This window comes from Streptomyces goshikiensis (genome assembly GCF_014650555.1).
GTDB classification, from domain to species: domain Bacteria; phylum Actinomycetota; class Actinomycetes; order Streptomycetales; family Streptomycetaceae; genus Streptomyces; species Streptomyces goshikiensis.
Genome location: NZ_BMVE01000007.1, coordinates 405105 through 414786, shown reverse-complemented (window position 1 = coordinate 414786; position 9682 = coordinate 405105). Strand labels below are relative to the sequence as shown.

At 73.5% G+C, this 9682-nt stretch carries 1 protein-coding gene; it reads right to left on the bottom strand.

Features of this window, described 5'->3' with window-relative positions:
- Nucleotides 1-33: 33 nt before the first annotated feature.
- Complete coding sequence (locus IE248_RS22455; RefSeq protein WP_190031517.1) at nucleotides 34-9645, bottom strand: type I polyketide synthase; 9612 nt, start codon at nucleotides 9643-9645, stop codon at nucleotides 34-36.
- Between the last annotated feature and the right edge of the window lie 37 nt (nucleotides 9646-9682).

Here is a 9682-nt window from a genome sequence, read left to right as displayed (position 1 = left end):
CTTGTGCTGCTACTGCCTGCGCTGTCCGCTGTGCTAGATGCCGAGCTCGTTCTCGATGAAGTCGAAGAGCTCGTCTGCCGTGGCTTCCTGGAGCTTCTCGGCCACGGCCCCCCCACTCGAATGGGCCTGCGGTTCACCCCACTTCGCCAGGAGTGCCTGCAGGCGCGAGGCGATGTCGGAACGTGTCTCGCCGTCCGGGTCGATGACGGACAGCGCGGACTCAAGCTTTTCGAGTTCCGCGATCCCCGGCGCCGCCGCGGCGCTGCCGTCCTGGACGATCTCGCCGCGCAGGAAGTCGGCGAGGACCGCCGGGGTCGGGTGGTCGAAGACCAGGGTCGCCGGGAGTTTCAGCCCGGTGGCGGCGTTCAGGCGGTTGCGGAGCTCCAGCGCGATCAGGGAGTCGAAACCGAGCTCCTTGAACGCGCGGCCCGCGCCCACCTCGTCGGTGGTGGGGTGCCCGAGGGCCGTCGCCGCGTGCGAGCGGACCAGTTCCAGTACGGCCAGGGCCTGCTCGGCCTGCGGCATCACCGACAGGCGTCGGCGCAGCGCCTCGGCCGGGGAGCCCTCCCCGTCCGCGCCGGCCGCGTCACCGGCGGCCGCCGCGGCCCGTACGAGCGCACGCACCTCGGGCAGGTCGACGAGGAACGGGCTGGGCCGTACGGCGGTGTAGCCGGGCGTGAACCGCTCCCACTGGATGTCGGCGACGGCTACGGCCGGTTCGGCGTGGTCGAGGGCCTGCTGGAGCGCCCGGATCGCGGCGCGCGGCGCCATGGCGGGCACACCGCCGCGGTCGAGCCGCTCCCCGATGGCGCCGCCCGCGGCGAGCCCGCTGTCACCCCAGCGGCCCCAGGCCACCGAGGTGGCGGGCAGGCCGTCGGCGTGCCGCTGCTCGGCGAGGGCGTCGAGGTAGGAGTTGGCGGCCGCGTAGTTGCCCTGCCCGGCGTCACCGAGGGTGCCGGCGACTCCGGAGAAGAGCACGAAAGCGGACAGGTCCAGGTCGCGGGTCAGCTCGTGCAGGGTCAGCGCCGCGTCCGCCTTGGGGGCGAGCACGGTCGCGAACCGCTCGGGGGTCAGCCCGTCGATGACCCCGTCGTCGAGGACACCGGCGGTGTGCACGACGGCGGTCAGCGGCTGGTCGGCGGGGACGTCGGCGAGGAGCGCGGTGACGGCGTCACGGTCGGCCATGTCGCAGGCGGCGAGGGTGACGCGGGCGCCGAGCGCGGTCAGTTCCTCGCGCAGCTCGGCCGCGCCGGGCGCCTCGGCACCGCGACGGCTGGTCAGGATCAGGTGCTCGGCGCCGTTCTCGGCGAGCCAGCGCGCCACGTGGGCGCCGAGCGCTCCCGTGCCGCCGGTGACCAGCGTCGTACCGCGCGGACGCCAGCCGGGCGGGGTCGGCGCGTCGGCGAGCGGGGCGTGGGCCAGCCGCCGGCCGAAGAGCCCGGAGGCGCGGAGCGCCACCTGGTCCTCGGAGCCGTCACCGGCCAGGACCCCGGCGAGCCGTTCGAGGGTCCGGTCGTCGGCCTGCGCGGGCAGGTCGAGCAGGCCGCCCCAGCGGTCGGGGAATTCGAGCGCGGCGGTGCGGCCGAAGCCCCACAGGAGTGCCTGCGCCGGATCCTGGAGCCGCTCGGAGCGGGCCACGGAGACGGCGCCGCGGGTGACGCACCACAGCGGCGCGGACACATCGGCGTCCCCGAGGGCCTGGACGAGCGCGGCGGTGCCGAGGAGCCCGGAGTGCGCGCACAGCGCGGCCCCGTCGTCGCCGAGGGCGAGGAGGGACAGCACCCCGGCGGGGGCGGCCGTCGAGGCCGTGGCGGCCTTCAGGGCGACGGTGAGCGCCTCCCGGCCGGCCGCGTCGGCGGCCACGGTGACGGTACGGACCTCCGCGCCCCGGTCGGCGAGCGTACGAAGGACAGCGGCGGCCGCGTCACCGGCCGGTCCGGAGACCGCCTCGGGTACGACGGCCAGCCAGGTGCCGGAGAGGCGGGTGGTGGCGGCTTCGGCCAGGGGCTTCCACACGACCCGGTAGCGCCAGCCGTCGACGGTGGACTGCTCGCGGCTCTGCCGACGCCAGGAGGACAGCGCGGGGAGCAGGGCGGTCAGGGGCTGGTCGCCCTCGATCCGCAGTTCGGCGGTGAGCGCGGCGAGGTCCTCGCGTTCGACGGCGTCCCAGAACCGGGCGTCGATCGCGCTCTCCACGGGCGCATCGCCCGCTTCGACCGGCGCGGCCTCCGGCCAGAACCGCTGCGACTGGAAGGCATAGGTGGGCAGGTCCACGCGCTGGGCACCGGTACCGGCGAACACGGCGTCCCAGTCCACGGCCACACCGCGGACATAGGCCTCGCCGAGGGAGAGCCAGAACCGCTCCAGACCACCCTCGTTACGCCGCAGGGAACCGAGCACGGCGGCCTCACGGCCCGCGTCCTCGACGGTCTCCTGCATGCCCACCGTCAGCACCGGATGCGGGCTCGACTCGATGAACACCCCGAAGCCCTGCTCCAGCAGCGTCCGGGTCGCCTGCTCAAGCTCCACGGTCCGGCGCAGGTTCCGGAACCAGTAACCGGCGTCCAGCTCGGGACCCTTCACCCACTCCCCCGTCACCGTCGACAGGAAGGGAACCTCCGCCGCCTGCGGGACGATCGGGGCGAGAAGCGTGTCGAGCTCCTCACGGAGCAGCTCCACCTGGGCGGAGTGCGAGGCGTAGTCCACCGCGATCCGCTTGGCACGGACCCCGTCCGCCTCGCACGCGGCAAGCAGCTCATCCAGAGCCTGGACCTCACCGGACACCACGACGGAGGAGGGGCCGTTGACGGCGGCGACCGAGATCCGCTGCTCGCCCCACGGCGCGATCCGTTCCCGAACCTCAATGGCAGGCAGGGGCACGGAGACCATGCCGCCCAGACCGGCGAGCACCCGGCCGATGGCCTGGCTCCGCAGAGCCACCACACGGGCCGCGTCGTCCAGCGACAGGATCCCGGCCACACAGGCGGCCGCGATCTCACCCTGCGAATGCCCGATCACCGCACCCGGACGCACACCCGCCGCACGCCACACCTCGGCCAGCGACACCATCACCGCGAACAGCGCGGGCTGCACCACATCCACCCGGTCGAGCGAGGGCGCGCCGTCGACGCCCCGGAGCACATCCACCAACGACCAGTCGGTGAAGGGCTCCAGCGCCTTCGCACACTCATCCACCCGGGCAGCAAACACGGGTGAAGCGTCCATCAGCGCCTGTGCCATGCCCACCCATTGCGACCCCTGTCCGGGGAACACGAACGCGGTCTTGCCCCCGATGACCGACCCCTGGACGAGCAGGGGTGCGGTGCCTCCGGCGGCCAGGGCGGCCAGGCCCGCGAGGTGCTCCTGCTGGTCCCGGCCGATCAGTACCGCGCGCCGGTCGTGGGCCGTGCGCGTGCTGGCCAGGGAGTGGCCGACGTCGACCCGTCGCAGGTCAGGACGGGTGGCGAGGTGGTCCAGCAGGCGGTCGGCCTGGCCCCTCAGCGCCTTCTCGGTCTTGGCCGTCAGCGCCCAGGGCAGGGGGGTCCGCGCGTCGGAACCGGTGTCCTGCGGGGTGGTCGTGGTCAGTAGGGGGTGGGGGGTCGGCGGCGCAGGGGTCCCCTGCTCGTCGGACCCCTGTTCCACCGGGGCCTGCTCGATGATGGCATGGGCGTTGGTCCCGCTGAACCCGAACGACGACACTCCCGCCCGCCAGGGGCGGTCACCGGTCTCGGGCCAGGCCCGCCGCTCGGTCAGCAGGGCGACCTCGCCCGCGCTCCAGTCGACGTGCGGGGTGGGCTCGTCGATGTGCAGGCTCTGGGGCAGTACCCCGTGCTGCATGGCCAGCACCATCTTCATCACACCGGCGACACCCGCCGCGGCCTGTGCGTGGCCGATGTTGGATTTGACCGAGCCGAGGAGCAGGGGCCGGCCCTCGGGGCGGTCCTGGCCGTACGTCGCCAGCAGTGCCTGCGCCTCGATGGGGTCGCCCAGCGAGGTGCCCGTGCCGTGCGCCTCCACCACGTCCACTTCGGCCGTGGTCAGCCGGGCGTTGGCCAGGGCCTGCCGGATGACGCGCTGCTGCGAGGGGCCGTTGGGGGCCGTCAGGCCGTTGCTCGCACCGTCCTGGTTGATCGCCGTACCCCGGACCACGGCGAGGACCGGGTGGCCGTTGCGCCGCGCGTCGGACAGCCGCTCAACGAGCAGCATGCCGACGCCCTCGGCGGGGCTGAAGCCGTCCGCGTCGGCGGAGAACGCCTTGCAGCGGCCGTCGGTGGACAGTCCGCGCTGGCGGCTGAACTCGATGAAGGTGCCGGGGGTGGACATGACGGTGACCCCGCCGGCCAGGGCCATGGTGCATTCGCCGCTCCGCAGTGCCTGCACCGCGAGGTGGAGGGCGACCAGCGAGGCCGAGCAGGCGGTGTCGACGGTGACGGCGGGGCCTTCGAGACCGAAGGTGTAGGAGAGGCGCCCGGAGACGACGCTGCCGGCGCTGCCGGTGGCCAGGTGCCCTTCGAGGCCGTCGGCGGCGCCCCGTACGAGGTGGGAGTAGTCGGAGCCGTTGGTCCCGACGAAAACGCCGGACTGGCTGCCGCGCAGGGTCTCCGGGTCGATCCCGGCGCGCTCGAAGGCCTCCCACGTGGTCTCCAGCAGCAGGCGCTGCTGCGGGTCCATGGCGAGGGCCTCGCGCGGCGAGATCCCGAAGAACGCCGGGTCGAAGGCGGCCGCGTCGGAGAGGAAGCCGCCCTCGCGGGTGTACGAGGTGCCCTGCGCGTCGGGGTCGGGGTCGTACAGCGCCTCGACGTCCCAGCCGCGGTCGGCGGGGAACTGCGAGAGGGCGTCCCCGCCGGAGACGAGCAGCTGCCAGAGCTCCTCGGGGCTGCGGACGCCGCCGGGGAAGCGGCAGCTCATCGCGACGACGGCGATCGGTTCGGCGTCCGATCCGGCGGCGGCGGCCGTCGGTACGGGTGCCGCGGCGCTCTGGCCGGAGAACTCGGCCCGCAGGTGGCGGGCGAGGACGGTGGGCGTCGGGTAGTCGAAGACGAGGGTGGGCGGCAGCTTGAGGCCCGCGGCGGCGCCCAGGCGGTTGCGCAGTTCGACGGAGGTGAGGGAGTCGAAGCCCAGCTCCTTGAACGCCCGGCCGGCGTCGACGGCGTCGGGCCCGGCGTAGCCGAGGACGGCGGCGACGGCCGTACGGACCAGTTCCAGCAGCAGCCGTTCCTGCTCGGCCTCGGGCTGCCCGGCGAGCCGCTGGGCGAGCACGGCGGCGCTGCCGCTGTCCTCCGCCGCATCGGTCCGGGTGGCCTCCATGGCCTGTCGTGCCTCGGGCAGGTCGTGCAGCAGCGGGCGGGCACGGCCGGAGGTGAAGGCCAGGACGAAGCGCTTCCACTCCATGTCCGCGACGGTCAGGGTGGTCTCGTCGCGGTCCAGGGCGTGCTGGAGTGCGCCGACGGCCCGCTCGGGGGCCATCTCGATGACGCCGTGGCGGCGCATCCGGTCACCGACGGCGCCTTCGGCCATGCCACCGTCGCCCCAGGGGCCCCAGGCGAGGGAGGTGGCGGGCAGCCCGGCGGCGCGCCGGTACTCGGCGAAGGCGTCGAGGAAGGCGTTGCCGGGCGCGTAGTTGCCCTGGCCGGGGGCGCCGAAGGTGGCGGCGAAGGAGGAGAAGAGGACGAATGCGGACAGGTCGAGGTCGCGCGTCAGCTCGTGCAGGTGCAGGGTCGCGTCGACCTTGACCCGCAGCACCCGTTCGACCTGCTCGGGTGTCAGCGCTTCGATGACCCCGTCGTCCAGGACGGCCGCCGTGTGCACGACGGCGGTCAGCGGCTGGTCGGCGGGTACGTCGGCCAGGAGCGCGGCGAGGGCCTCGCGGTCGCTGACGTCGCAGGCGGCGAGGGTGACGCGGGCGCCGAGCGCGGTGAGTTCCTCGCGCAGCTCGGCCGCGCCGGGTGCCTCGGCTCCACGGCGGCTGGTCAGGATCAGGTGCTCGGCGCCGTTCTCGGCGAGCCAGCGGGCCACGTGGGCGCCGAGCGCTCCGGTGCCGCCGGTGACCAGCGTCGTACCGCGCGGACGCCACTCCCGGACCGCCGGGGACTCGGCCAGGCGGGCGCGTACGAGACGGCGTACGAACAGCCCCGAGGACCGCACGGCGACCTGGTCCTCGGCGGCGTCCCCGGCCAGCACCCCGACGAGGCGTCGGAGCGTCCGGGCGTCGGCCTGCGCGGGCAGGTCGACCAGACCGCCCCAGCGCTCGCCGTGCTCCAGGGCGGTGACACGGCCGAGCCCCCAGACGGGGGCCTGCGCGGGATCGGCCTGCTGCTCGGAGCGGCCGACGGACACCGCGCCACGGGTGACGCACCAGAGCGGGGCGGCGACATCGGCGTCACCGAGCGCCTGGACGAGCGCGAGGGTGGCGCTCACACCGGCGGGCGCGGCCGAGCCGATCGGCTCCGCCTCGTCCGCCGAGGGGGTCAGGAGGGACAGCACGCCCGCCACCTCGGGCCCGTCGGCGAGCGCCGTACGGATCCGCTCGACCAGCTGGGCCCGAGCATCGTGGGTGCGCGGGACCGTGATCTGCCGTACGTCGGCGCCGTGTTCGGCCAGCGCACCCACCACGTCGTCGGCCGCTCCACCGGTCTCGGGAACCGCGACGAGCCAAGCGCCGTCGAGACGGGTGGCGGCGGGCTCGGGGGCCGGCTTCCAGGTGATCCGGTAGCGCCAGCCGTCAACGGTGGAGCGCTCCTTGCCCTGGCGGCGCCAGGACGACAGCGCGGGCAGGAGCGCGGTGAGCGCCTCGTCCCCGTCGATGTCCAGCTCGGCGATGAGGGCGGCCACGTCCTGACGCTCGACGGCCTCCCAGAAGCGGGCATCGGTGGCGTCAGCCGGGTAGGTGGCGGTGTCGGGGTCCTCGGCGGTACTGCTTTCGAGCCAGAAGTGCTCCTGCTGGAAGGAGTAGGTGGGCAGGTCGACGCGCTGGGCACCGGTACCGGCGAAGACGGCGCCCCAGTCCACGGCCACACCACGGACGTAGGCCTCGCCGAGGGAGAGCCAGAACCGCTCCAGACCGCCCTCGTTACGCCGCAGGGAGCCCAGGATCGCGGCTTCACGGCCCGCGTCCTCGACGGTCTCCTGCATGCCCACGGTCAGCACCGGATGCGGGCTCGACTCGATGAACACCCCGAAGCCCTGCTCCAGCAGCGTCCGGGTCGCCTGCTCAAGCTCCACGGTCCGGCGCAGGTTCCGGAACCAGTAACCGGCGTCCAGCTCGGGACCGTTGACCCACTCCCCCGTCACCGTCGACAGGAAGGGAACCTCCGCCGCCTGCGGGACGATCGGGGCGAGAAGCGTGTCGAGCTCCTCACGGAGCAGCTCCACCTGGGCGGAGTGCGAGGCGTAATCCACGGCGATCCGCTTGGCACGGACCCCGTCCGCCTCACAGGAAGCGAGGAGTTCCTCCAGCGCCTGGACCTCACCCGAAACCACCACGGAGGAGGGGCCGTTGACGGCGGCGACGGAAATCCGCTGCTCGCCCCACGTCGAAATCCGCTCCCGGACCTCGGCGGCGGGCAGCGGCACGGACACCATGCCGCCCAGACCAGCCAGCACCCGGCCGATGGCCTGGCTCCGCAGAGCCACCACCCGAGCGGCATCGTCCAGCGAAAGGATCCCGGCCACGCACGCGGCCGCGATCTCACCCTGCGAATGCCCGATCACCGCACCCGGACGCACACCCGCCGCACGCCACACCTCAGCGAGCGACACCATCACCGCGAACAAGGCCGGCTGAACCACATCCACGCGATCAAGGGACGGCGCGCCCTCAACGCCGCGCAGCACGTCCACCAACGACCAGTCGGTGAAGGGCTCCAGCGCCTTCGCGCACTCGTCCACCCGCGCGGCGAACACCGGCGAGGACTCCAGCAGCTCCGCCGCCATACCCAGCCACTGCGAACCCTGGCCCGGGAACACGAACGCCGTCTTGCCGCCGACGGCAGACCCGGTGACCACACCGGCGGTCAGCGCACCCGACGCCACGGCGGACACACCGGCCGCGTGATCACCGAAGACCACCGCCCGGTGGTCCAGCCCCGCACGCGTGGACGCCAACGACCAGCCCACGTCCAGCGGATCAACGCCCGCCGCGCCCGCCAGCCAGCCCGACAGACGCTCCGCCTGCCCCCGCAACGCCCCCGCGCTCTTACCCGAAAGCACCCACGGAACCACCGGCATCCCCGAACCGGCCTCCGGCTCAGCCGCCTCCACCGCCGGAGCCTGCTCCACGATCACATGCGCATTCGTCCCACTGAAACCGAACGACGACACACCCGCACGGCGGGGATGCGTCCGCTCGGGCCACGCCGTCTGCTCCGTGAGCAGTTCGACCGTGCCGGCCGCCCAGTCCACGTGGGGCGACGGCTCGTCGATGTGGAGGCTCTGCGGCAGCACCCCGTGCTGCATGGCCAGCACCATCTTGATCACACCGGCCACGCCGGCCGCGGCCTGGGTGTGCCCGATGTTCGATTTCACGGACCCCAGCAGCAGCGGCTGGTCGGACGGCCGGTCCTGCCCGTACGTCGCCAGCAGCGCCTGTGCCTCGATGGGGTCACCGAGCGAGGTGCCCGTGCCGTGCGCCTCCACCACGTCCACCTGATCGGCGGAGAGCCGGGCGTTGGCCAGGGCCTGCCGGATGACGCGCTGCTGAGAGGGGCCGTTGGGGGCCGTCAGGCCGTTGCTCGCACCGTCCTGGTTGATCGCGGAACCGCGGAGCACGGCCAGGACCGGGCGGCCGTTCTTGCGCGCGTCGGAGAGCCGCTCCAGGAGCAGGACGCCCACGCCTTCGGCGGGGCCGAAGCCGTCGGCGCCCGCCGCGAACGCCTTGCACCGGCCGTCGGTGGAGAGCCCGCGCTGCTTGCTGAACTCCACGAAGAGCCCGGGGGTGGACATGACGTGGACGCCGCCCGCGACGGCCAGTGAGCACTCCCCGGCCCGCAGTGCCTGCGCCGCCAGGTGGAGGGCGACGAGAGAGGCCGAGCAGGCGGTGTCGACGGTGACGGCGGGGCCTTCGAGACCGAAGGTGTAGGAGAGGCGCCCGGAGAGCACGCTGGAGGCGTTGCCGGTGCCGAGGTGGCCCGCGTAGTCCTCGGCCGCCTCCAGCAGCGGGGTGAGGTAGTCCGAGCCGTTCATGCCGACGAACACACCGCACTGGCTGCCGCGCAGGAGGTTCGGGTCGATGCCGGCGCGCTCGAACGCCTCCCAGGAGGTCTCCAGCAGGAGCCGCTGCTGCGGGTCCATCGCCATGGCCTCGCGCGGCGAGATCCCGAAGAAGTGGGCGTCGAACGCGGACGCGCCGCTCAGGAACCCGCCCTCGCGGGTGGTCGAGGTGCCCTGGTCGTCGGGGTCGTCGGAGAACAGGTGCTCCAGGTCCCAGCCACGGTCCGTGGGGAAGGCGGTGAGGGCGTCGCCGCCCGAGGCCAGCAGTTCCCACAGTTCTTCGGGGGACCGAACGCCTCCCGGGAAGCGGCAGCTCATGGCCGTGATGGCAATGGGCTCATGGGCCTGGCTCTCGATGTCGCGCAGGCGTCCGTACGCCTCGTCGAGATCCGTCGTGACCTTCTTGAGGTATTCGCGGAGCTTTGCTTCGTTCGCCACTGGCACTTCACCTATTCGGGTGGTCGAGATCGTGGAA